Origin of the sequence: Alteraurantiacibacter aquimixticola (assembly GCF_004965515.1) — a bacterium.
GTDB classification, from domain to species: Bacteria; Pseudomonadota; Alphaproteobacteria; order Sphingomonadales; family Sphingomonadaceae; genus Alteraurantiacibacter; species Alteraurantiacibacter aquimixticola.
This window is the reverse complement of record NZ_SSHH01000002.1, coordinates 408,331-431,500: the sequence shown is the minus strand read 5'-3', so window position 1 is coordinate 431,500 and position 23,170 is coordinate 408,331. Positions and strand designations below refer to the sequence as shown.

24 protein-coding genes are annotated in these 23,170 nt (G+C 64.7%); 13 read left to right on the top strand and 11 right to left on the bottom strand.

Features of this window, described 5'->3' with window-relative positions; genetic code table 11:
- Positions 1-42: 42 nt before the first annotated feature.
- Positions 43-1,356: an adenylosuccinate lyase gene (gene purB / locus E5222_RS08545; RefSeq protein WP_136693338.1), complete on the bottom strand. Its 1,314-nt coding sequence runs from the start codon at positions 1,354-1,356 to the stop codon at positions 43-45.
- A 178-nt stretch (positions 1,357-1,534) separates the two neighbouring features.
- Here purB and E5222_RS08540 point away from each other — a divergent pair, with 178 nt between their 5' ends.
- Positions 1,535-4,327 carry a DUF3857 domain-containing protein gene (locus tag E5222_RS08540; RefSeq protein WP_136693337.1) on the top strand — a complete coding sequence of 931 codons (2,793 nt, stop codon included), beginning with the start codon at positions 1,535-1,537 and terminating at the stop codon, positions 4,325-4,327.
- 13 nt (positions 4,328-4,340) lie between these two features.
- Here the strand turns inward: E5222_RS08540 and radC are convergent, their stop codons facing one another.
- The gene (gene radC / locus E5222_RS08535; RefSeq protein ID WP_136693336.1) at positions 4,341-5,042 is read right to left on the bottom strand and encodes a RadC family protein; all 702 of its coding nucleotides are present in this window, start codon (positions 5,040-5,042) and stop codon (positions 4,341-4,343) included.
- Here radC and E5222_RS08530 point away from each other — a divergent pair.
- The 10 genes from E5222_RS08530 (at position 4,992) to E5222_RS08485 (ending at position 13,391) form a co-directional block, all read left to right on the top strand.
- Positions 4,992-8,336, top strand: a complete 3,345-nt coding sequence (locus E5222_RS08530; protein WP_136693335.1) for an intermembrane phospholipid transport protein YdbH family protein — start codon at positions 4,992-4,994, stop codon at positions 8,334-8,336. The genes radC and E5222_RS08530 overlap by 51 nt on opposite strands.
- Entirely contained in the window at positions 8,333-8,593 is a 261-nt protein-coding gene (locus E5222_RS08525; protein WP_342773174.1) for a YnbE family lipoprotein, read from the top strand. The genes E5222_RS08530 and E5222_RS08525 overlap by 4 nt, the downstream gene beginning before the upstream one ends.
- Positions 8,594-8,621: 28 nt before the next feature.
- Entirely contained in the window at positions 8,622-9,014 is a 393-nt protein-coding gene (locus E5222_RS08520) for a YdbL family probable chaperone protein (protein WP_136693795.1), read from the top strand.
- Positions 9,015-9,556: 542 nt separating this feature from the next.
- The gene (locus tag E5222_RS08515; RefSeq protein WP_136693334.1) at positions 9,557-9,874 is read left to right on the top strand and encodes an AtpZ/AtpI family protein; all 318 of its coding nucleotides are present in this window, start codon (positions 9,557-9,559) and stop codon (positions 9,872-9,874) included.
- A 38-nt stretch (positions 9,875-9,912) separates the two neighbouring features.
- Positions 9,913-10,707: a F0F1 ATP synthase subunit A gene (locus E5222_RS08510; RefSeq protein ID WP_281276756.1), complete on the top strand. Its 795-nt coding sequence runs from the start codon at positions 9,913-9,915 to the stop codon at positions 10,705-10,707.
- Between the two features lie 58 nt (positions 10,708-10,765).
- Positions 10,766-10,993 (top strand): F0F1 ATP synthase subunit C, encoded by a 228-nt coding sequence (locus tag E5222_RS08505; RefSeq protein WP_011414432.1) that lies wholly within the window; start codon positions 10,766-10,768, stop codon positions 10,991-10,993.
- 82 nt (positions 10,994-11,075) lie between these two features.
- Positions 11,076-11,570 carry a F0F1 ATP synthase subunit B family protein gene (locus E5222_RS08500; RefSeq protein WP_136693333.1) on the top strand — a complete coding sequence of 165 codons (495 nt, stop codon included), beginning with the start codon at positions 11,076-11,078 and terminating at the stop codon, positions 11,568-11,570.
- Positions 11,563-12,153 carry a F0F1 ATP synthase subunit B family protein gene (locus E5222_RS08495; protein WP_169053527.1) on the top strand — a complete coding sequence of 197 codons (591 nt, stop codon included), beginning with the start codon at positions 11,563-11,565 and terminating at the stop codon, positions 12,151-12,153. Before E5222_RS08500 ends, E5222_RS08495 begins: the two co-directional genes overlap by 8 nt.
- Positions 12,154-12,355: 202 nt before the next feature.
- Positions 12,356-13,171 (top strand): alpha/beta hydrolase, encoded by an 816-nt coding sequence (locus E5222_RS08490; protein ID WP_211196122.1) that lies wholly within the window; start codon positions 12,356-12,358, stop codon positions 13,169-13,171.
- Positions 13,172-13,187: 16 nt separating this feature from the next.
- Positions 13,188-13,391 carry a dodecin family protein gene (locus E5222_RS08485; RefSeq protein WP_136693332.1) on the top strand — a complete coding sequence of 68 codons (204 nt, stop codon included), beginning with the start codon at positions 13,188-13,190 and terminating at the stop codon, positions 13,389-13,391.
- A 45-nt stretch (positions 13,392-13,436) separates the two neighbouring features.
- Here E5222_RS08485 and E5222_RS08480 read toward each other — a convergent pair whose 3' ends face one another.
- The 4 genes from E5222_RS08480 to rpsA form a co-directional block, all read right to left on the bottom strand.
- Positions 13,437-14,537 (bottom strand): ATP-grasp domain-containing protein, encoded by a 1,101-nt coding sequence (locus tag E5222_RS08480; protein ID WP_169053526.1) that lies wholly within the window; start codon positions 14,535-14,537, stop codon positions 13,437-13,439.
- A 54-nt stretch (positions 14,538-14,591) separates the two neighbouring features.
- Entirely contained in the window at positions 14,592-15,356 is a 765-nt protein-coding gene (gene gloB, locus E5222_RS08475; RefSeq protein ID WP_136693330.1) for a hydroxyacylglutathione hydrolase, read from the bottom strand.
- Positions 15,353-15,757, bottom strand: a complete 405-nt coding sequence (locus E5222_RS08470) for a GFA family protein (protein ID WP_136693329.1) — start codon at positions 15,755-15,757, stop codon at positions 15,353-15,355. The genes gloB and E5222_RS08470 overlap by 4 nt, the downstream gene beginning before the upstream one ends.
- Before the next feature lie 96 nt (positions 15,758-15,853).
- Positions 15,854-17,551, bottom strand: a complete 1,698-nt coding sequence (gene rpsA / locus E5222_RS08465; protein ID WP_136693328.1) for a 30S ribosomal protein S1 — start codon at positions 17,549-17,551, stop codon at positions 15,854-15,856.
- Between the two features lie 438 nt (positions 17,552-17,989).
- On the opposite strand from rpsA, the gene E5222_RS08460 reads away from it, so the two are divergent.
- Together E5222_RS08460 and E5222_RS08455 are read left to right on the top strand one after the other, a co-directional pair.
- On the top strand, positions 17,990-19,348 hold the full coding sequence (locus tag E5222_RS08460) for an adenylate/guanylate cyclase domain-containing protein (protein ID WP_169053525.1): 1,359 nt from the start codon (positions 17,990-17,992) through the stop codon (positions 19,346-19,348).
- Between the two features lie 31 nt (positions 19,349-19,379).
- Positions 19,380-19,862 (top strand): Mpo1 family 2-hydroxy fatty acid dioxygenase, encoded by a 483-nt coding sequence (locus E5222_RS08455; protein WP_136693326.1) that lies wholly within the window; start codon positions 19,380-19,382, stop codon positions 19,860-19,862.
- Between the two features lies 1 nt (position 19,863).
- Here the strand turns inward: E5222_RS08455 and E5222_RS08450 are convergent, their stop codons facing one another.
- The 5 genes from E5222_RS08450 to aroA are packed head-to-tail and all read right to left on the bottom strand — an operon-like array spanning position 19,864 to position 23,099.
- On the bottom strand, positions 19,864-20,502 hold the full coding sequence (locus E5222_RS08450; RefSeq protein WP_136693325.1) for a (d)CMP kinase: 639 nt from the start codon (positions 20,500-20,502) through the stop codon (positions 19,864-19,866).
- Positions 20,499-20,912 carry a hypothetical protein gene (locus E5222_RS08445; RefSeq protein WP_136693324.1) on the bottom strand — a complete coding sequence of 138 codons (414 nt, stop codon included), beginning with the start codon at positions 20,910-20,912 and terminating at the stop codon, positions 20,499-20,501. Before E5222_RS08445 ends, E5222_RS08450 begins: the two co-directional genes overlap by 4 nt.
- Positions 20,909-21,175 (bottom strand): CBU_0592 family membrane protein, encoded by a 267-nt coding sequence (locus tag E5222_RS08440; RefSeq protein ID WP_136693323.1) that lies wholly within the window; start codon positions 21,173-21,175, stop codon positions 20,909-20,911. Before E5222_RS08440 ends, E5222_RS08445 begins: the two co-directional genes overlap by 4 nt.
- The gene (locus E5222_RS08435) at positions 21,172-21,759 is read right to left on the bottom strand and encodes a hypothetical protein (protein WP_136693322.1); all 588 of its coding nucleotides are present in this window, start codon (positions 21,757-21,759) and stop codon (positions 21,172-21,174) included. Before E5222_RS08435 ends, E5222_RS08440 begins: the two co-directional genes overlap by 4 nt.
- Positions 21,756-23,099, bottom strand: coding sequence for a 3-phosphoshikimate 1-carboxyvinyltransferase (gene aroA, locus E5222_RS08430; RefSeq protein WP_136693321.1), 1,344 nt, complete (start codon positions 23,097-23,099; stop codon positions 21,756-21,758). Before aroA ends, E5222_RS08435 begins: the two co-directional genes overlap by 4 nt.
- Positions 23,100-23,170 lie beyond the last annotated feature (71 nt).

Here is a 23,170-nt window from a genome sequence, read left to right as displayed (position 1 = left end):
GCCGCGATGCTAGGCGTAGTTGATGCGCCTGTGAAGGCCGGATTATTTGCTGAAAACGCGGTCGAAAATCGTGTCGACATGCTTGAAGTGGTAATCGAGGTTGAATTTCTCCTCGAGCTCCTCTGCACTCATCGCCGCGGCCACTTCCTCGTCTGCCTTGAGCAGGTCGAGCAGCGAAAGCTGGCCGTCGCTCTCCCACACCTTCATCGCATTGCGCTGGACGAGGCGATACGCATTGTCGCGGGTGATGCCCGCCTGCGTCAGCGCCAGCAGCACGCGCTGCGAATGGACGAGGCCGCCCATGCGGTCGAGATTCTTCTGCATCCGCTCCGGATAGACGAGGAGCTTGTCGACCACGCCCGTCAGGCGGGCGAGCGCGAAATCGAGCGTGATCGTTGCGTCGGGACCGATGAAACGCTCGACCGAGGAGTGGGAGATATCCCGCTCATGCCACAGCGCCACGTTTTCCATCGCGGGCAGGGCGTAGGAGCGGATCATGCGCGCCTGCCCGGTCAGGTTCTCGGTCAGGATCGGGTTGCGCTTGTGCGGCATGGCCGACGAACCCTTCTGGCCGGGGGAGAAATATTCCTCGGCTTCAAGAACTTCGGTGCGCTGCAAGTGCCGGATTTCGACCGCCAGCCGCTCCATCGAGGAAGCGATTACCGCCAGCGTGGCAAAATAGGCGGCGTGGCGATCGCGCGGGATCACCTGCGTGGAGACGGGCTCGGCGACAAGGCCCAGCTGCTCCGCCACATATTCCTCCACCGAGGGATCGATATTCGCGAAAGTGCCCACTGCGCCCGAAATGGCGCAGGTGGCGATTTCGGCGCGCGCGGTGCGCAACCGGTCGCGGCAGCGGTCGAATTCGGCATAGGCTTGTGCCAGCTTGAGGCCGAAGGTCGTCGGCTCGGCATGGATGCCGTGGCTGCGACCGATGGTAGCGGTGTATTTATGCTCCTTGGCCCGGCGCTCGATAGCCTCGAGCAGCGCGTCCATGTCCTCCAGCAGGATATCGGTCGCGCGGGTGAGTTGGACGGCGAGCGTCGTGTCGAGCACGTCGGAGCTGGTCATGCCCTGGTGCATGAAGCGCGCTTCGGGACCGACCTGCTCGGCCACCCAGTCGAGGAAGGCGATCACGTCATGCTTCAGCACCGCTTCCTTGGCGTCGATCGCGGCAACGTCGATGCCCGGATTGGTTTTCCACCAGTCCCACAGCGCCTTGGCGCCGCTTTCGGGCACCACGCCCAGATCGGCCAGCTTCTGCGTCGCATGCGCTTCGATCAGGAACCAGATCTCGTATTTCGCCTCCGGCTCCCAGATCGCGGTCATGGCGGGGCGGGCATAGCGGGGGACCATGGAATACTCTCTTCTGTTTCGGCTGATCTATGGAATGGGGCGCGGCTAGGCTGCGCAGCGGGGCTTGGCAAGGGGCTGTGCGGTGATTTCGACTGCCAGCACGGCAATTGCATAATCGCCTTGGTCCTATAGTCTTGCGCGATGGCGCCAATTGCGCCGCCAGACCAAGGATTACCCGATGCGATACCTGCGCGCCGCCCTGTTTTCGACGGCTGCCCTTTATGCCCTTCCCGTCCATGCGGGGGAGGAGGTGCTCTATGCCGCCGCGCCCGATTGGGTTGAGGAGGTTACGGACGAGTCGCTCGATGCCGAGGGCCCGGCCGCCATGCTGCATGACTGGCAGTACCGGCTCGAGGGCGGGGTGGAACATGCCTATACCGACGCGGCCATCCGGCTCGACAACCCGCAGGCGCTGATGCAGGCTGGGACGCTCAGCCTCGGCTGGCTTCCCGACAAGGGCGATCTGACCGTCCACCGCCTGGAAATCCTGCGCGGCGATCAGGTGATCGACCTGCTGGCGCAAGGCGTTACTTTCGATGTGCTGCGGCGCGAGCAGGGGCTGGAACAGCGCCTGCTCGACGGACAGCTGACCGCGACGCTGGCCGTGCCGGGCCTGCGCGAAGGCGATGTGCTGCGCGTGGCGCATTCGATCAGCGTCGATGACCAGGCGCTGGGCGAGCATGTGCAGGCGCTGCAATTCCTGCCCGCCGATCCGTGGCAGGTCGGCTTTTCCCGCGTCATCATGAGCTGGCCCGAGGGCGAGGAAATGTATTGGTCCGCAGAGGAGCTGGTCGATCTTCCCGAACCGCAGCTGCGCGACGGGTACAAATACCTCGAACTCGCGCTGCCGTTGGCGGAACCCGCGCCGGTGCCGAACGATGCGCCGACGCGCTATCGCCGGCCCAGCGTGCTTCGCGTGGGCAGTTTCGCCAGCTGGGACGAATTGTCCGCCGTCATGACGCCGCATTTCGAAGCGGCGGCCGTGGTGGAGCCGGGATCGGAGGTGGCCGAACAGGCCGCCGCGATCATGGCCCGCACCGGTGATGCGAAGGAGCGGATGGCGCTCGCCACCAGGCTCGTGCAGGACGAGGTGAGCTACCTTCTCAACGGCCTCGATGGCGGGAACTACCTGCCGCAGACCTCTGCCGAGACATGGAAAAACCGCTTTGGCGACTGCAAGGCGAAGTCGGTCCTGCTGCTCTCGCTGCTGCGCGAAATGGACATTGAAAGCGAAGTGGTGCTGGTGACCACGCAGGGCGGCGATGCCGTGCCCGAATTGCTGCCGCTTCCCGCGACCTTCGATCACATGATCGTCCATGCCGTGATCGACGGCACCGACTACTGGCTCGACGGTACCAGCGCCGCCGCGCGGTTGCACAACATCGCCGATGTCCCGCCCTTCCATTACGCGCTGCCGCTGCGTGAGGGCGGCACCGGGCTGATGGCGATGGAGCAGCGCGACCTGGAAATGCCGCGCATGGCGATGAAGGTGGAACTCGACCATTCGGCGGGTACCGACTGGCCCGTACTGTTCGATATCGAGATCGACGTCTCCGGCCCCTATGGTGCGCCGCTGCGCGCGCTGGTCGATGCCGACAATCCCGAAGTGCTGCGGCAGATGGCGCGCAGCTTCACCGGCAGCGCCGACATGGACGATGCGCGGATCGCCGACATCGAGATTGCCTATGACGAGGAGGAGGCCATCGCCTCCGTCCGCCTTTCGGGCGTTGCGAATTCGATGTTCCAATGGACCGACGGGCGGATGGAGATCGAGGTCGAACAGGGTGAGGAGCCGGAAGGTTTCAACCCAAATCGCGCGCGTCCCGCATGGCGCGAGATCCCGGTGATGACCGCCGGGCCCGGCCGCCAGCTCTATCGCAGCCGCTTGCTCCTGCCCGATGGCGGGGAGGGCTATTCGCTCTCCGGCGATACGGACCTTGATGGCGGCTACGGCAATGTGCGCATCGACCGGTCCGCCTGGATTGCCGACGGCGCGATGTATGTGCGCGGCGAGACCTTCCTGACGATGGGCGAAATCGCACCCGATGAGCTGAGCCAGGCCAAGCGCGATGCCCGCCGGCTGGAGGCGACCAATGTCGAACTCCACACGCCTGCGGAGGTGACCTGGCGCTGGCAGCTGGACGAGGATGAGCGGCAGGAGCGGGCGCAACGCTTCATCGACGCCTATAGCAAGGCGATCGAACTGTCGGACAAGGACGATATGGGCGCCCTGCAATCGCGGGCCATGTTCCTCGAAACCATCTATGCTTATGAGGACGCGCTCGAGGATTACAATGAACTGGTCGAGCGCACGCCGTCCTCATGGGCATTCCACCGCCGCAGCGCGGTGCTGGAGGCTTTGGGCCGGCACGAGGAGGCGATTGCCGATCTCGAGGCCGCCTATGACCTCGATCCGCAGAACTACACCGCCTTCGCGCTGGCGCGGCTGATGGCCTATCGCGGCAAGACGGCGGAGGCGCAGGAACTGCTCGAATTCCTGCCCGTCAGCGATGACGAGACGTGGACGCTGACCGACCTGCTGGCGACGGTCACCGGGCTGCAGGGCGATGCCACGGCCGGGCAGGAGATGCTGGCCGAACAGGTGTTCGACAAGCCGACCAATGCCGACGTGCTCAATGCCGATTGCTGGTATCGCGGCCTGTTCAACGTCGCGCTCGACGATGCGATGGACCTGTGCACCCGCGCCGTGGAGCGCGCGAGCTTCGTTGCCGCGCCACTCGACAGCCGCGCGCTTGTGCGCTTCCGTCTCGGCATGATCGACGAGGCGCTGGCCGATCTCGACGCCGCGCTGGAACTAGCGCCGCATCTGGCGCCGTCCATGTATCTGCGCGGGGTGATCCGCCTGACCGCGGGCGACAAGGCCGGAGAGGACGACATCACAACCGCCCTGCGCATTTCGCCGCAGCTGGAGGAATTCTACGCCCGCCACGGCATCGTCCCGCCGCGCTGAACAAGGGGAGGGGCTAGACCATCCCCTTCGCCTTGAGCGAGACTTGGCCTTCCTTGCCTACGATCACATGGTCGTGGACGACTATCCCCAAGAGCCGCCCAGCCTCGGCAATGCGGCGGGTGACCTGGATATCCGCGCGGCTCGGCTCCGGATTGCCGCTGGGATGGTTGTGGACGAGGATCAGCGCGCTCGCCCCGATATCGAGCCCGCGCTTGATGACTTCGCGCGGATGGATCGTTGCCTCGTCGATCGTTCCGTCATGCACCAAATGGTCGAGCAGCAGGCGATTGCGCGCATTCAGATAGAGCACGCGCACGCGTTCGTGGTGCAGGTGCGCCATATCGATGGCGAGATAATCGAGCAGCGCCTGCCAGCTGCCCAGCACCGGCTTTTCCTGCACCGCGCTCCTTGCCATGCGGCGGGCGGCGAGCGCGGCGATCTTGAGCGCGCCGACGCCGACATCGGAAAGGCCCTTCACCTGTTTCAGCGCCTCGGGCTCGGCATTGAGCACGCCTGACAGCGTTCCGAAGCGCGCCAGCAATTCCTTCGCCATCGGCTTGGTATCGCCGCGCGCATTGGCGCCGAACAGGAGGTATTCGAGCACTTCGTAATCGGCCAGCGCTTCCGGTCCGCCGGTCAGCAACCGGTCGCGAAGGCGGGCGCGATGGCCCTTTCCGCCATGGGCGGGCGGCGGCGCATCGCCTTTACCGAACATATCGTCTTCTGCCGCCAACGCCTTGCCCTTCAACTCGTCATCACGAGCATTGCCTTTGCCGCGCGCCTCGCGCAAGTGTTGCCGCCGATGGCGCAAGACAGCATCCCCGACGATGGCGAGGCCGCACCTGTGCGTCGCAAGCGCCGCCCCGTGCGCCGCTTCTTCCAGATCTCGCTTCTGGTGCTGGTGGTGGTGCTCGTCGCCGCCTGGTTGCAGCGCAAGGATATCGCTCGCGACCTGATCAGCGACACGCTGGGCGGCTATGGGATAGAGGCGACATACGAGATCGAGAGCATCGCGCCCGGATCGCAGGTGCTGACCAATCTCGTGATCGGCGATCCGGACGCACCCGACCTCACTGTCGAACGCGTGGAAGTGCACATCACGCCGCGCCTCGGCCTGCCTGCGGTCAACACGCTGATCCTGGAAGAGCCGCGCCTGTGGGGCACGATTGTCGATGGCGAGCTGAGCTTTGGGGCGCTCGATCCGCTGATCTTTGCCGAGGATAGCGATGAGCCTTTCGAATTTCCCGACCTGCAGCTGACCGTCCGCGACGGGCGCGCCCTGATCGAGGGCGACTATGGCCCGCTTGCCCTCAGGCTGGGTGGGGCAGGGCACCTGCGTGGCGGTTTTGCGGGCGAGTTGGCCGCAGTCGCGCCGGAACTGACCCTGGCGGGGTGCCATGCGAGCAACGCTACATTGTTTGGCGAAGTGGGCATCGATGCCGAGCGGCCGGAATTTGCCGGCCCCTTGCGCTTCGATGCGCTGGAATGCGCCGATACGGGCTTGAGCGTGGCCCAGGGCGCGCTGTCGCTCGATGTCAGGGCGGACCGCAACCTCGCCGATTTCGAAGGCAATGCGGGCCTGCGCGCGGGCCGGACAAGTTTCGCCGCTGCCCAGATCGGTGCGCTCTCAGGGGAAGGGCGCTTCACCTGGCGCGGCGGCGACCTCACCAGCGAATACGACATCGAAGCACGCGACATCGTCACCGACCAGGCGCGACTGGCCGTGCTGGAGGCCGACGGGTCCTTCCGGGCGCGCGAGGACTTTGCACGGATGGAACTGGAAACCGAGCTTGCCGGACGCAACCTGCTGCCCGGTGCCTCGCTCGATGCCAGCCTTGCCGACATGGCGCGGGCGAGTGAGGGAACGCTCGCGGCGCCGCTCCTGACACGCCTGAGGCAACAGCTGCGGGCGGAGCTTTCGGGTAGTACTCTGGCCGCCAATATCACCGCGCGGGGTGAGGGTGAGCAATTGTCCGTGGTCATCCCCGAAGCGCGCCTGCGCGGGCGCAGCGGGGCGAGCCTTGTCGCCCTGTCGCGCGGGCAGGTCGGCCTGTCGGACAGCGGGATGCCGTTGTTCTCGGGCAATATTGCGACCGGAGGCCCTGGATTGCCGCAGATCACCGGCCGGATGGAGCAGGGTACGGGTGGCGCGCTCGAACTGCGCCTGCAGATGCGCGAATATGCCGCCGGCGATGCCAGGCTGGCCCTGCCGCAGCTGACGGTCAGGCAGTCCCGCAATGGCGCGCTGTCTCTCGATGGCCGCGTACTGGCGAGCGGACCCTTGCCGGGCGGATTCGCGCGGAACCTGCAGGTGCCGGTGGCAGGCACCATCTCTCCCGCAGGCGCGATCGCCATGTGGAGCAGCTGCACCGATGTCCGTTTCGATTCGCTGCAGGTCTCCAATCTTGCGCTGCAGCGCCAGTCGCTGACCCTGTGCCCGCCGCGCGGCCAGCCGATCCTGCGCTACGATGCGAACGGCCTGGCGCTGGCGGCGGGCGCGCCTTCGCTCGACCTTGCAGGCACGCTGGGCGAAACGCCGCTGCAGTTGCAGACGGGCGCGGTGGGCCTCGCCTGGCCGGGGTCGCTCTCCGCGCGCGATATCGACGTGGTGCTCGGCCCGCAGGACAGCGCCGCGCGTTTCGCACTCACCGACCTTGCCGCGCAGCTGGGCGACAACATCTCCGGCACATTCTCCGGCACCGACGTCCGGCTCGATGCGCTCCCGCTCGATATCATGCAGGCGAGCGGCAACTGGATCTTCGCCGATGGCGTGCTGACGCTCGACGGCGCGCGCTTCGTGCTGGAGGATCGCGACAAGAACGTTCAGACCCAGCGCTTCAAGCCGTTGCTCTCGCGCGGGGCGCGGCTGGTGCTGGCGGACAATGTGGTGACCAGCAATTTCGCGCTCGAACACCCGGCCAGTGGCGCTTCCGTCGCGCGGGTCGACCTTGTGCATGATCTCAACACCGCTGCCGGCCACGCGGATTTGATGGTCGATGCGCTGACCTTCCGCCGTGGCTTCCAGCCCACCGATCTCACCCAGTCGCTCTACGGCACGGTCAGCCTGGTCGATGGCACCGTGTTCGGGCGCGGGCGGATCGACTGGGATGAGGAGGCCGTCACCAGCACGGGCCGCTTCACCAGCGAATCGCTCGACCTTGCCGCCCCCTTCGGCCCGGTGAAGGGGGCGCGCGGCACGGTGGTCTTCACCGACCTCCTCGGCCTCACCACCGCGCCCGCCCAGCGCATCTATGTCGAAGCGATCAATCCCGGCATCGAGGTCTATGACGGCGTCGTCGCCATTTCGCTGGTCGATGGCTCGCGCCTTACGCTGGACGAGGCGCGCTGGCCCTTCCTCGGCGGCACGCTGACCATGCGCCCGGTCACGCTGGCGATCGGCGTAGAGGAAGTGCGGCGCTACGTGCTGGAGATCGAGGGGCTCAACGCCCAGCGTTTCATCGAGCATATGGAGCTCAACAACCTTGGCGCCACCGGCACGTTTGACGGCACGATTCCCGTGGTCTTCGATGCGATGGGCAATGGCTCGCTCCAGGGTGGGGTGCTGCTCTCGCGCCCGCCGGGCGGCAGCGTCTCCTATATTGGCGAGCTGACCTATGAAGACCTCTCGCCCATCGCCAATTTCGCCTTCGATGCCCTGCGCGCGCTCGAATATGACCAGATGCGCATCGGGATGGACGGCTCGCTGACGGGCGAACTGGTCACATCGGTGCAGTTCGACGGCGTGCGGCAAGGCGAGGGTGCATCGCGCAATATCGTCACGCGGCGCATTGCCCGCCTGCCGTTCCGCTTCATCGTCAATGTCCGCGCGCCCTTCTACACGATGGTCACCAATCTGCGCTCGCTCTACGACCCTTCCGCCGTGCGCGATCCGCGCGGACTGGGCCTGCTCGTGGATGACGGCACGCGCTTCGTGCCCGCCGGGCTGCCCGATCCTGTCAATCCAGATGAACCCGATATTCAGCCCCCCGAAAGCGAGGCCACCCCATGATTGTTGCGAAATTGACCAGTTGCGCCCGCCGCGCGCATAAGGGCCCGGTAAGGGGCTTTATGGCACGGGAAATGGGCAAATCTGGCGCTGGAGTGATGCTGCTTGCGGGAACGCTTGCGCTTGGTGGCTGCATAACGGTGAATGCACCGGCAGAACCGATCGTGATCGAACTCAATATCAACATCACCCAGGAAGTGATTTACCGCCTGGCCGAAGATGCCGGGAACACGATTGAGGAAAATGCCGACATCTTCTGATGGCGGCGTTGCGATGGAGCGAATGATGATGACCAAGACGATCCGCCGCATGGCACTGGGTGCAGCGCTGGCCGCGATGACGCTGGGCGGCCTTGCCGCGCCCGCGCAGGCGCAACGCGATCCCGCCTATGCCGCCGCCCGTGCAGAGGGCAAGGTGGGCGAGAAGATGGACGGCTATCTCGGCATTGTCGGCGCTGCCACGCCCGCGCTGCAGGCGATGGTGGATGACATAAATATCCGCCGCCGCGCTGTCTATGCCGAACGCGCGCAGGCCGAAGGCGCCACGCTGGAGGAATATGCGCTGACCGCCGGCTGCCTCGCCATCGCCCGCACCGAAGTGGGCGAGAAGTACCAGGCTCCCGACGGCAGCTGGCAGACCCGCACGAGCGCCCCGCCGCTGCGGCACTCGCGTTGTCCCTAGTTTGATTTGCGAAGGCGCATCCGCGCCTTCGTCCTCGGTGCTAGTCCCTTCGCTACGCTACGGGGCACCTGCGGGCGGCCGTTCGGCCTGTGACTGCCGTGACTTCAAATTTCCGTCATTGCGAGGAGCGAAGCGACGCGGCAATCCAGGGCGGCACTATGCTGCCCTGGATTGCTTCGCTTCGCTCGCAATGACGATCTGTAAGGAGAGCGCTGGAAACGGGCCGCAGGCCCGCAAGCGCGAACGCGCGCCCGCAGCGTAGCGAAGGGAGTCAGGCGAGGACAGCCGAAGCGAAGCCGGGACAACTGAGCGGATGCGAACGCCGGCGCTTGAGGCCAAACAAACAAATCGGATGCCGGTGCATGGAACAAACAATCCTCGGATGTCGGTTGTTCAACCCCCCAACCCCTTCGCAATCGCGAAAAATACCCAACCCAATCCACCCCCACCGGTTGACTCATATATGACCCCCGCCTAAGGGGTCGGCGCCCTTGGCGGGCACCTTGGCTGCCCGTGCCAAATCCTTGAAGATAGGAGCAGGCATGAGCGACGAGAAACCCGCACGGGAACCAATCGAGGAGGATGCGCGAATCGACGCGCTCGAGGCGCGGCTCAAAGCCGCCCGGAGCCGCGAGGAGGAGCGCAACCGGCCAAGTGTGCAAGGTGCCACCGAGAGCGAAAAGCTCGGCAACCGCGTGCTCAGCTATCTCCTCGGCGGGATTCTCGGAGGTGCGGTCGTGGGATGGGTCATAGACCAGTTCTTCGGTACGTCGCCCTGGGGTCTGTTGGTGATGCTGTTCCTCGGAATAGTCGTCGGCTTCAGGAATATCATCCGGATTTCCAGCCGGCCCCCGGAATGACGGGCGTCGGCGCGCAGGTTTAGGGAAGCAGAGACACAGTGGCAGGCGAAACGGCCAAGGTCGATCCGATGCACCAGTTCACCATCGAGCCGATGTTCGGCTCGGAGGGGTGGGAGCTGGCGGGCTTCAACATAGCCTTCACCAATTCCGCGATGTGGATGCTCATCGCCGCGGTGGCGCTATGGGCCTTCATGCTTGGCGGCATGAAGCGCGAACTGGTGCCCGGCCGCTGGCAGATGATGGTGGAAACCTTCACCGGCTTCATCGACGACCTGCTCGAGGCGAATATCGGCAAGGCGGGCAAGAAGTACGTGCCCTACATCTTCAGCCTGTTCATGTTCATCCTCTTCGCCAACCTGCTGGGCCTGGTCCCGCTGCCTCTGGCGATGGTGGGCCTGCATGCCTTCACCTTCACCAGCCATTTCACGATCACCGGCGTGTTGGCGATCATGACCTTCGCGATCGTGCTGATCGTCGGTTTCTGGAAGCACGGCTTCCACTTCTTCAGCCTGTTCGTGCCGCATGGCACGCCGGTGCCGATGATCCCGATCATCTTCGTGATCGAGCTGATCTCCTTCCTGTTCCGCCCCTTCAGCCTCGGCCTGCGACTGTTCGTGGCGATGATGGCGGGCCACGTCCTGCTGGAAGTGCTGGCGAGCTTCGTGATCGATTCCGCCAATGCCGGGATCGGCTGGGGCCTCGCGATCGGTGGGCCGAGCTTCATCCTGATGCTGGCCATCTGTGCGCTGGAGATCCTGGTGGCAGGCATCCAGGCCTATGTTTTCGCGCTTCTCGCGTCGCTCTACATCAACGACGCCGAGAACCTGCACTAAGCCTTTTCAAATTCGACCCATCTTCAATTTCGAACAAGTTCAACGAAAGGAAATTACAATGGACGCAGAAGCTGCAAAGCTCGTTGGTGCAGGTCTCGCCGCGATCGGTGCCGGCATGGCCGCCATCGGTGTGGGTAACGTGTTCGGCTCGTTCCTCGAGAGCGCGCTGCGCAATCCCGGCGCCGCAGACGGCCAGCAGGGCCGCCTGTTCATCGGCTTCGCCGCAGCCGAGCTTCTCGGCCTGCTGGCCTTCGTCGTGGCGATGATCCTGATCTTCGTCGCCTGACGAACCCTCTGTTTCCCGGCCGGGCCATGCGTGTCCGGCCGGAAACTGATATTGTTTTCCTGACGACAGCCGGAATCCGTCCATGCCCCAGATAGCCCAATTGGCCGAAACCTATTCCAGCCAGATCTTCTGGTTGCTGGTTATCTTTGGCTTCGTGTTCTTCGTCATCGGCCGGGGCATGGTCCCCAAGGTGATGGACACGGTGGGCCTGCGCGACAAGCAGATCGCCGACGACCTTGCCGCAGCCCAGGCTGCACGCGACGCCGCCGACGAGCAGGAGGAAGCCTGGCGCAAGCGGGAGAACGAGAACCGTGCCGCCGCGCATGCGCTGGTGAGCGAGGCGAAGGCCAAGGCCGCCGCCTCCAGCGAGAAGAAGCTCGCCAAGGTGCAGGCCGCGATCGACACGCAGGCTGCCGAGGCCGAGGCGCGCATCAATTCCGCCCGTACCAAGGCAGAAGGCGAGATCCAGTCGGTCGCCGCAGAGGCAGCGCAGGATATCGTCTCGCGCCTCGCCGGCATCGAGGTGGACAAGGCCGCGGCCTCGGTCGCAGTGAAGAAGGCGATGGCCAATGGCTAACCAGACCGATCTCCCGCAGGTCTTCACGACCGAGGATCCCGAAATGGCGACCGCGATGGAAGAATCGCATGCTGTCGTCGAACATGGCGATGCGGCCCATGCCGGTCCGGAATTCATCTTCGGCCCCGGTGGTTGGGTCGGGCTGGCGATGTTCGTCTTCCTGGTGATCCTCATCTGGAAGGGCGTGCACAAGATCATCGCTGGCGGCCTCGACAAGAAGATCGCCGAAATCCGCAGCAACCTCGACGAGGCGAAGCAGCTGCGCGCCGAAGCAGACGCGCTGCGCGAGGAATATGCGGCCAAGATCGCCGGTGCCGAGAAGGACGCGGAAGCGATGCTGGAAAATGCCAAGGCCGAGGCCGATGGCATCATCGCCAAGGCGAAGAAGGATACCACCGCCGCCGTCGCCCGCCGCGAGAAGATGGCTGCCGAAAAGATCGCCGCGGCCGAACGTGCCGCGGTGGATTCGCTGCGCGCCAAGGCTGCCGAGGCTTCGACCGCCGCCGCAGCAGCGCTGATCGCCGACCGGCATGACGCCGCCGCCGATTCAGCGCTGGCCGACAAGGTCATCGCCGACATCTGAGTCCGGTGCCTGCCCGATGGCGGGCGCTTGACTACACCCCCGCATCGCCGCAATCTCCGGCCTTTCCAAGAGGAGAGGTCGGGTGAGGGATTGTTTGCGGGGTATTGTTGCCCTTAGTATTGGTAGCGCTACCATAACGGCGTGTGCCGAGGCGCCGGAGCAGGCTGAGATTGCGGCCGACGCCGGTGAGGCACAGGAAGGCGTGCGCATTGCGCTCTGGGAAGCGGGCGTCCCCGGTTTCGAGGATCGCCGCGATATTCCCGAAGTCAGCCAGGACTGGTGGACCAAGCAGATCAACGATCCCTCGGTCCACTTCTATGCCGCCGATCCCGAGCACGCCAATGGCAGCGCCGTCCTCATCATGCCGGGCGGCGGGCACGAGGAGCTGGTGACCACCACCGAGGGGCGCGACGTAGCGCAATGGTTCGCCGCCCGCGGCGTTGCCGCCTTCGTGCTCTATTACCGCCTCGCCCGTGAGGAAGGCGCGCCCTGGACCATCGAGGATGCGCGGCAAGATGCAGAGCGCGCCATGCGCCTGATCCGCCGCGATGCGGGCGAATTCGGCGTCGATCCCGAAGCAGTGGGCGTGATGGGTTTCTCCGCCGGTGGCGAGCTGGCCCGCATGACGCTGCTCAGCCCGCCAGATCCACCCGAAGGCGAGGGCGATGCGCTCGACGCGTCAGGCGATCCCCAGCCCGATTTCGGCATCCTCGTCTTCCCCGGCCCATGGGCGGGCGAGGTGGAGGAAATCGGCCCGGATACGGTGCCGATCCTGCTCTCCACCGCCGCCGATGACGAATGCTGCGCGCAGCCCACGATCGACATCTTCGTGGCCCTGCGCGCGGGCGGCGCGCCGGCGGAGCTTCATGTTTACCAGGAGGGCGGCCACGCCTACAATATGGGTGAGGCGACCGACCTCGTCTCATTGCAGAACTGGCCGGGGACGATCGAGGACTGGATGATCGACCGCGGCCTGATGGTCGCCGAGGCCCGCGAGAAGGCCGTTTCCCCCCAATGAGCAAGGAGAGAATATCATGTCCATCGCCAAGGTAACCGAAGTCATCTCGGCCTCCACCGTGGGGATCGAGGATGCCGTGAAGCAGGGCGTCGCCCGCGCTTCCAAGACGCTCGACAACATCACCGGCGTGTGGGTCAGCGATATCAAATGCACCGTCAACGGCGATGCCATCACCGAATGGCGCTGTACACTGAAGCTGACCTTCGTGTTGAAGGACTGACGGCCAGGAGCAGTGGTGTGGAAGCGGACCGGGACCGGTTCGCTCTCACCCCTGCCGCAGCCAACCGACCTGCACGGCGTTGAACAGCGCCCGGCTGTAGCCAGGATCATTGGCAAACCAGCTGTCGGCGCATTTGTGCTGCCGCCTGAAACCAAGGGCGATTTCGCGCATCTTCTTCCCGCCAGCCTGCAGCAGGATCATCTCGCGCGGAATGTTGATGAAGCCGGTGGCATTCGGATTCAACGGCGCGGCTTGCAGGTCCTCGGGCGAGGTGGAGGTGGGCAGGTAGCCTGCCGGCAGGTCGACACCGCGCTTGAGCGCGAAGACCGCGGTGCCCGACAGGCGCGGGTTGATCTCCAGCAGCACAGGACCGTGCTCGGGAGACACGATCAGGTCGAGGTCGATCCCGCCATGCCAGTCCAGCTCGCGTGCGACCTTTCCCAGGATGTCGTGCAGCTGCGGTTCGTCGGCAAGTAGCAGATGCGCCTGCGCGCCGCCCAGATTGGTCTTGTAGGCGTGGCGGAAGGCGAAACTTCCCAGCACCTCGCCATGGCGGCAGAAGCCGGTCACGCCATGGCTCACGCCCGTGACTTCCTGCTGCACCTGGATTTCGGCATCCTCGGGAAGCTTCGCGAGAGCCTGTTCCAGCTGGTCCATTGTCGACAGGCGCTGCACGCCGAATGAGCCGGTGGACGACGAGGCCTTGAGATAGGCGGGAAAGCCCAGCTTCTCCAACGCCTTCGCCGCCGTCTCGCGCGTGACGAATTCGGTGGGGGGAACGCCGATGCCGAGCTTGCGGGCCAGCTCGACCGTGCGGTTCCGGCTGCGGGCGACGGCAATCGCATCGCTGGAGCTCGAAACGAACCGCTCGCCCAACTGCGGGTGTTCCCTGGCCACTGCGGCAATTTCCGCATCGTAATCGCTGATCGGGATCACGATGTCGAAGCCTCGCTCCTCCACGAAGTCCAGCAGGGCTTTTGCATCCCCTTCGGCCTTCATGCTGCGGGGGAAGCGGGTGACGCCCTTTACCCAGGACGACTTGGCATTGAGAAGCTCGGGGTCGTTGCCCACCAGCACGTGGATCTCATGCCCCCTGCGGCCCAGCGACTGGATGCAGGCCAGCGCGCTCTGCCACGCCTCGGTCATGAGGAGGATTTTGAGCTTCTGCTCCGGTGATGTCATGATTGTGTTTGCCCAGTGTCAGAAATTGTCTTTCGCGGCGCGTAGCGCGGCAAAGGTCTCGTAGGGGAGGTCGCCGCCCCAGCGCGCCTGCATATCGGGCGCATCGGCGCGCAGGAAGGGGTTGGTGGCGATTTCCCTTTCCAGAATGAAAGGCACGGTCGGTTCACCCTTCGCCCGCTTCATTGTCACCTCCTGCGCATAGTCGCGCAGGGCCTCGTTGTCGGGATCGGCATGGAGTGCGAACTTGGCATTGGCCGCGGTATATTCATGCGCGCAATAGAGCGTGGTTTCCGGCGGCAGGTGGCGCAGGCGCAGCAGCGAATCCCAGAATTGCGGCGCGGTGCCTTCGAACATGCGGCCACAGCCCAATGCGAAGAGCGAATCGCCGACAAAGGCGATCCCGCTATCGGGCAGATGGTAGGCGATGTGGCCCATCGTATGGCCGCCCACGTCGATAACGGCGGCGGTGTGCTCGCCCAGCTTCACCAGATCGCCATCGCGCACCGTCACGTCGATCGCGGCGATCTTCTCGGCATCGACAAGCGGGGCGAAGACCCTGCAGCCGGTAGCCGCCTTGATCGCCTCGTTCCCGCCCGCGTGATCGGGGTGCCAATGGGTGTTCCAGATCTGGGTGATCGTCCAGCCCTTGAGATCGGCCTGGTAAAGATATTGCCCGGCATCGGGCGTATCGATGCAGGTCGTCTCCCCGCTGGCGGGATCGTGGACGAGATAGCCGTAATTGTCCGACAGGCAGGGGAACTGGTGGATTTCGAGGCTGCTCATGTGTCGCGTCCTTGCGGGTGGTGGGTCATCTCGCCCGGCAATTCGACCCAGCCGAACTTGCCCTGCTCATAGACCGAGCGGGCGGGGGCGGGCGCCTCGCCATCGTCGAAACAGCCTACCGCGACGCCCACGATATCGGGCATGCGGCTCGCCTTGCCGGTGATCGAGCTGCCGCAGGCGGGGCAGAAACCGGTGGTGTAGGTCGTTCCCGCATCGGTGGGCCGGGAATATTCGCGGATTTCGCCTGCGAACCTGACAGTTGCGGCGGGGTAATAGGCCATCGCGCCGAAGGGAGAGCCGCTCCGTTTGCGGCAGTCGCTGCAATGGCAGGCGACGACATAAGGCGTCGCACTATCATCGATAGAGGCGACTAGCGCCCCGCATTGGCAGCTGGCTTTCATGTGCCGCAGTCTAGGTCTTCCGGCCCCCAAAAGAAATGGCCCGCCCGCTATTGTCAGCGGACGGGCCCATTTCGTCAGGCCGGAAAGGCCGTGAGCTTACTCGCCCTTCTTGAGCGCTTCGCCCAGGATGTCCCCCAGCGATGCGCCGGAGTCGGACGAACCGAACTGCGCCACTGCTTCCTTCTCTTCGGAGATCTGACGCGCCTTGATGGAGAAGTTCGGCTTCTTCGAACGGTCGAAGCCGGTGACCATGGCATCCACCTTGGCGCCGGTCTGGAAGCGATCCGGACGCTGCTCGTCACGGTCGCGGCCGAGGTCCGAACGCTTGATGAAGCCGGTCGCGCCGTCTTCGCCAACCTGCACTTCGAGGCCGCCATCGCGGACTTCGAGGACGGTGACGGTAACGACTTCGCCGCGACGCAGCGAACCGGTCGCGCCGCCTTCTGCCGGAGCGCCCTTTTCGAGCTGCTTCATGCCGAGACTGATGCGTTCCTTCTCGACATCGACGTCGAGAACCACGGCCTGGACTTCCTCACCCTTGCGGTGGAGGGCCAGCGCGTCTTCACCCGAAATGCCCCAGGCGATGTCGGACATGTGAACCATGCCGTCCACGTCGCCCGGCAGGCCGATGAACAGGCCAAATTCGGTAGCGTTCTTGACTTCGCCTTCCACGGTCGAGCCGACCGGGTGCTTCTCGGCGAACTCTTCCCACGGGTTGCGCTGGGCCTGCTTGAGGCCGAGCGAGATGCGGCGCTTTTCGGAATCCACTTCCAGCACCATCACTTCGACTTCCTGCGAGGTCGAAACGATCTTGCCCGGGTGGACGTTCTTCTTGGTCCAGCTCATTTCGGAAACATGGACCAGGCCTTCGATGCCCGGCTCCAGCTCCACGAAGGCGCCGTATTCGGTGATGTTGGTGACGGTGCCGGTGATCTTCGCGCCGATCGGGTACTTGGCGCCGACGCCTTCCCACGGATCCGATTCCAGCTGCTTCATGCCGAGGCTGATGCGCTGCGTATCGGCATTGATGCGGATGATCTGCACGGTCACGGTCTGGCCGATCTCGATCACTTCGCTGGGGTGATTGACGCGCTTGTAGCTCATGTCGGTGACATGCAGCAGGCCGTCAATGCCGCCCAGGTCCACGAAGGCACCGTAATCGGTGATGTTCTTGACCACGCCCTCGGTGACCTGGCCTTCTGCCAGGCCTTCGATCAGCTCGCTGCGCTGTTCGGCGCGGGTTTCTTCCAGCACGGCGCGGCGCGAGACGACGATATTGCCGCGGCGGCGGTCCATCTTCAGGATCTGGAAGGGCTGCGGCATGTCCATCAGCGGGGTCACGTCACGCACCGGGCGGATATCGACCTGCGAGCCGGGCAGGAAGGCCACGGCGCCATCCAGGTCGACGGTGAAGCCGCCCTTCACGCGGCCGAAGATGCGGCCTTCGACGCGCTTGCCTTCGCCGAATTCGCTTTCCAGCTTGTCCCACGCGGCTTCGCGGCGGGCGCGATCGCGGCTGAGCATGGCTTCGCCATCGGCATTTTCGACGCGGTCGACGAATACTTCGACCTCGGAGCCGACTTCGATGTTGTGATCGTCTTCGCCGCGGGCGAATTCCTTGAGGTTGACGCGGCCTTCGCTCTTCAGGCCGACGTCGATCACGGCCATGCCGTTTTCGATGGCGGTGACGGTGCCCTTGACCACGCGGCCTTCGAAGCCGCCCTCGGCACCGCCGAGCTGTTCGTCAAGGAGAGCCGCGAAATCGTCGCGGGTAGGGTTGGCAGTGGTAGCCATAGAAATGGGTTTCCTAATTCAACTTGTTTCCGGCCACCGGATTGTTTTCCGGGGTCTTTCTCCACCGCGGCACCATTGCCTTGGTGGGCCAAGAGGGCCGAACTGCCCGCGCGGCCGAGTGCCGGTGCGGGCGCCGTCGGGGCGGGGGGATGTAAAGGAGCGCCAAATGCGAATGGGCTGGGTGTCGTTGCACCCCGGTGGAAAAACCGGCCATTCGTGCTTGGTCGCCCGCAGACATGTCCCCTGTCCGTCAGACGGGCGCGCGCCTAGGCGAAAAAGGGCGCGAAGGCAAGGAAAACCGCACATCATCGCCGGTGGGGCCTGGGCCATTGCGCGTCACAATGCGCCATTAAGTTAGGTTGCAAACGAATCTGTGCTATGGCGCCGTCACACTTGGGGGTCGCGAGAGAGAGGGATATCTTGCGAGAGGGGGGAATCGTGGAACAGCCTGAGGCTGTCAGCCGCTTTGCTGACACTGAAAATGGGGGCAATATACTGCAACCCGGCGTTTTCAGCCGGTTTGCGAATCCGGACACGGAGGTGCGCTATATCGAGGCGTCGCGCGCGTTGCGATTGCCCTTCGTGCGCCTCTATTGCGTGATCTTCATGGCCGTTGCGCTGGCCTATTCGGTCATCAACCCGATGTTCGCCAAGCCCGGCGACGGCGCGCAGCTGGCCGTGCTGGTGGGCGCGACGCTGGCGGTCAGCGGCGCCTATATCGCTTCGACCTGGTGGGAATATTACTATCGCCACCAGTTCATCGACTTCGCCGCGCTGCTCGCGCTTTCCGTTATTTGCGGGCAGATCAACGCCATCCTGGCCGACCAGCTGATCGCGATGGGTCAGGCTTCTCCCGCCATCTTCACCATCAACCGGCTGATCCTGACAGCCTTCGCCGCGGTCGTGTTGGCGGGCAGTCCGCGCATGTTCATCGGCTGGCTGGCGCTGGACATCCTGGGCTGGTTCGCCTTGCTCATGCCGAGTTACGAGCACAGCTCCGCCTTCACCTATGCGTTGCTCAGCTACATGAGCGGGGCGGTGGTGATGCTTTCCATCAACCTTGCCGTTGGGCGCACCAGCCGTGCCGCCTTTGCGCTGGCCGAGGGCTTCGATCTCGAGCGGCAGAGGAATGAGGAGCTGGTCTTCAACATGCTGCCGCGCGCGGCGGTGCAGCGCATCCGTGAAGGTTGCGTGGTTGCCGACTCCTATTCGGACGTCAGCGTGGTATTCATCGACCTTGTGGGTTTCTCGGCCCTCGCGCGCCGCGTTTCGCCGGGCCACCTTGTCGAACTGCTCAACGCCTTCTTCAAGATGGCGGATCAGTGTGCGGAGCGGCACCAGGTGGAAAAGGTGAAGACGGTGGGCGACTGCTATCTCGCCATCGCCGGCGGCAATGTCTCGACCCGCAACTGCGCCGATGCCGCGATCGCCTTTGCTACCGACGTGATCTCGCGCGTCGAGGAACTGCGCGAAAAGAGCGGCGTGAGCACGGTAGGCCTGCGCGCAGGCATTCACAGCGGCCCGGTGGTGGGCGGCGTGATCGGCGAAACGCGCATGGCCTATGACTATTGGGGCGACACGGTGAACGTCGCTGCCCGGCTGGAAGCGCTGGCGCCGATCAACGGCCTCGCCATTTCCGAAGCGACCTGGCTGCGCACGCGCGAGCGGACGATTTTCGAGGAGCCGCAGGAAACCTCGCTGAAAGGCGTGGGCGACACGCTCGTCTACCGGGCGGAAATTGCCGAACGCGAGAAGACTCAGGACAAGCCACAGGACGGTGCTATCAAGGCAGCCTGATCTGCCCCATCCGGGCAGCGGGAGAGCGAAAATGAGCGCGCTGGCCAAGAGCCTTGCCGCCTATGGCGAATATCACCGCGACCGCCGCAATGTGGCGACGCATCTTGTCGGCATTCCGATGATCGTGCTGGCGGTTCTGGTGCTTTTGTCGCGGCCGCTGTGGGAGGTGGTCGGCCTGCCGCTCAACCCGGCGATCCTCGCCAGCGTGGCGGCTGCGGTGTTCTACCTGCGGCTGGACCTGCGTTTCGGCCTCGTCATGGCTGCGCTCTTGGGGCTGGGCTGCTGGCTGGCCTTGCCACTGGCCGCGCTGCCCACCGCGCAATGGCTGGGCTGGGGCATTGGCCTGTTCGTCGCCGGCTGGATCTTCCAGTTCATCGGCCACGGGTTCGAAGGCCGCAAGCCCGCCTTCGTCGATGACTTGAAGAGCCTGCTGGTCGGCCCGCTCTTCGTGGTGGCGGAAGTCGCCTTCATGCTGGGCCTGCGCCGGGACGTGCAGGCGCAGATGGAGCAATAGCTCAGGGGCAGGGCAGCTGCCCGGTCAGCGTGTTCACGATCTCGATGGCCTTGGCCACGGCCGCATCGCGGTCCATCTCCGACGTATCGAGCATCACCGCATCCTCGGCGGCGACAAGCGGCGCGGCGGCGCGGTTGCGGTCGCGCTCGTCGCGGCGGCGCAGATCGTCCTCGATTTCCAGCAGGCTGTGGCTTTCGCCCCGGTCGCACATCTCCTGCCAGCGGCGCTTGGCCCGCGCTTCCACGCTGGCGGTGACGAACAGCTTGATGTCCGCATCGGGCGCAATGACGGTGCCAATATCGCGCCCGTCGAGCACCGCACCGCCTTCCTGCTTGGCAAAGGCGCGCTGCCGCTCGAACAGCGCCTCCCGCACTTGCGGATGCACCGAAACGCGGCTGGCGAGCCCGCCCGTCTCCTCGCTGCGCAAGGCAGGGTGGCCGAGCAACTCGTCGGGGAAGATCTCCGCAGCTTTCAGCGCATCGCCCTCGTCATTCGGATTGCCGCCATTGAGCTTCACCTGGTAACCGACCGCGCGATAGAGCAGGCCGGTATCGAGATGCGGCAGGCGGAAATGCTTGCCCAGCGCCTTGGCGATGGTGCCCTTGCCCGATGCGGTCGGTCCGTCGACGGCGATGATCATGTGAAGTTGTCACCCGGGAATGCGATGATCCCTTGGTCTTCAGAGACATCAAAGAAACCAACCTCGTGTTTCTTGGCGAGAGTGACGACAGCCGAGCGCGCCTCTTCAGCTTTACTCCACCGGAAGTCGCAGTAGATGCTTGCGCGACCTATCGTGTAGCCAGTCACGTGGTCATCGTCCCAGAGCGGCGAATCGTCTGGAAGCTCGTTGAAGATTGCGTCGGGCCCGTTCATCGGGAACCAGACCGCCTTCATCGCTTCGTACCAAGCCCTTAGGCGCGGAGTGGTCACGGAGGCGTCCTCGTATGAGTGACCTTCACCCCATTGAGTCTGCTGGGCGTACCATTCCATAAACGCTTCGCGGTCTCTTGGAGCCGTGTCCGCGTCGAACACCATCAGGTCGTAACTCATGCTTTTCGCTCCACACTATCACGCGCCAGCCAGGCCTTCACCAGCCCGTAAATCGCGATCGCCGCCCAGAAGAACTCCAGCACCAGCGAGGCGAGGTTGGTGTGCACCATCAGCGAAATCGTCAGCAGGATGGCGCCGGTCAGGTTGCTGCCGTGCTGGACGAACGGGTTCGGGCGGGCGCTGAAGGTCTGGTAGGCATAGGCCGCGATGATGCAGGCCATTCCGACAAAGCCGATATAGTTCGCAAGATCGGGATCGATCATGTGAAGTGATATCCGTGCAACTCGACCGAGGCGAGTGTATCATCGTCGTTCCAAGACAGCCTTACCCAGCCCGGCTTCAGCTTGCCTGTAGCTTCGAAGCACGTCCCCAAATGCGCTTCGCACCGCCATTGCGATCCCGGTATGAAAGCATGGACCCTGTCCAGCACATCCTCGCGCGTACGAGCGGTGCCGATACCCAGCGCAGGAATGGATCGCCCAACAAAGTCCTGCGCATCGACATGTTTCGCGACGAGGCGCAGTTCGCCCGGCCCCCCCCAGAAATAATAGCGAACCTTGTTGCGATCCTGCCAATCGCATTCCCGATATCTTTCGCAGCCGTTTTCGCGAAGCTCTTGCAGCTGATCTTGCACGTCGACAAGTGGCGTTTCGATCAGGATCGACGAGAAGCTTTGGTCTGCCGCCAGCTGTGCTGGTGAGGGTTCGTATTCGCCAGCACTGGGGAAGGATTCGGTCGCTTCCTGCGCTTTCGTTGCGGTTTCAGCTGCGGACTGGACATCTGTTGCCTCGTCAGATGCCGAGCATGCCGCCAGAGCAAAGGCAGCCAAGGCGAAGGTGCTCCTCATCCCGCCAGGCTCTCCATCAGCGCGATGAAGTTCGGGAAGCTGGTGGCGATGGGGCGCACGTCGTCGATTTCCACGCCATTGCGGCTGGCGAGGCCCGCCACCGCCATACTCATGGCGATGCGGTGGTCGAGATGGCTTACCACTGCCGCGCCTTCACCCGTGCCGGGGAGAGGATCGCCGCCGGTGCCGTGGATGGTGAGGCCGTCCTCGTGTTCCTCGAATTTCGCGCCCGCCAGCGTTAGCGCTTCGGCCATGGCGGTCAGGCGGTCGCTTTCCTTGACGCGCAACTCGTCGAGGCCGGTCGTGGTGGTGGTTCCTTCGGCCAAAGCGGCGGCGACGAAGAGGACGGGGAATTCGTCGATCATGCTCGGCGCGACGGCGGGATCGACGGCGATGCCTCTCAGCATCGAGTGACGTACGCGCAAATCGGCCACCGGCTCACCGCCGACTTCGCGGGCATTCACTTCCTCGATGCTGCCGCCCATCTGCCGCAGCACGCCGAACAGGCCCGCGCGGGTGGGGTTGAGGCCGACATTCTCGATCAGGACATCGCTGCCCGGCACCAGCAGCGCGGCGACGACGAAGAAGGCGGCGGAGGAGGGGTCGCCCGGCACGGTGATGGTCTGCGGTTTCAGTTCCGCTTCGCCCTTCAGCGTGATGATCCGCTCGCCATCCTTCTCCTCGACGGAAAGGTCCGCGCCGAAGCCCTTCAACATCCGCTCGGAATGGTCACGCGTTGGCACAGGCTCGATCACCGTGGTCGTCCCGGCGGTGTTGAGGCCAGCCAGCAGCACCGCGCTCTTCACCTGTGCGGATGCGACGGGCAGGCGATAGGTGATCGGCACCGCAGGACTGATCCCGCGCAATGTGAGGGGGAGGGTGCCGCCCTCGCTCGCCTCGAACTCGGCGCCGATCTGCGAAAGCGGATCGATCACCCGGCGCATCGGTCGCTTGGACAGGCTTGCATCGCCGACGAAAGTCGCGGTAATCGCATGGCTGGCGACCAGGCCCATCAGCAGGCGCGTCGAAGTGCCGCTATTGCCCATGTCGAGCGGCGCGGCCGGTTGCAGCAGTCCGCCAACGCCCACGCCGTGGATCGACCAGGTCCCGTCATCCTCTCGCGTAATGGTCGCGCCCATCTGCCGCATGGCGGCGGCGGTGGCGAGCACATCCTCGCCTTCCAAGAGGCCGGTCACCCGCGTTTCGCCCACCGCCAGCGCGCCCAGCATCAGCGAGCGGTGGCTGATCGACTTGTCGCCCGGCACGCGGATCGTCCCCGAAAGCGCGCCCGGAGGCGAAAAGCGGCGCGGCTGCGGCGGGCTGTCGGGAGATGCGGACACTCTGGCTCAATTCCTGCTGCTTTGGAGGCCCGCGTCTTTGACAGCGCCATGCCCCTATGGCAAGGCGCGTC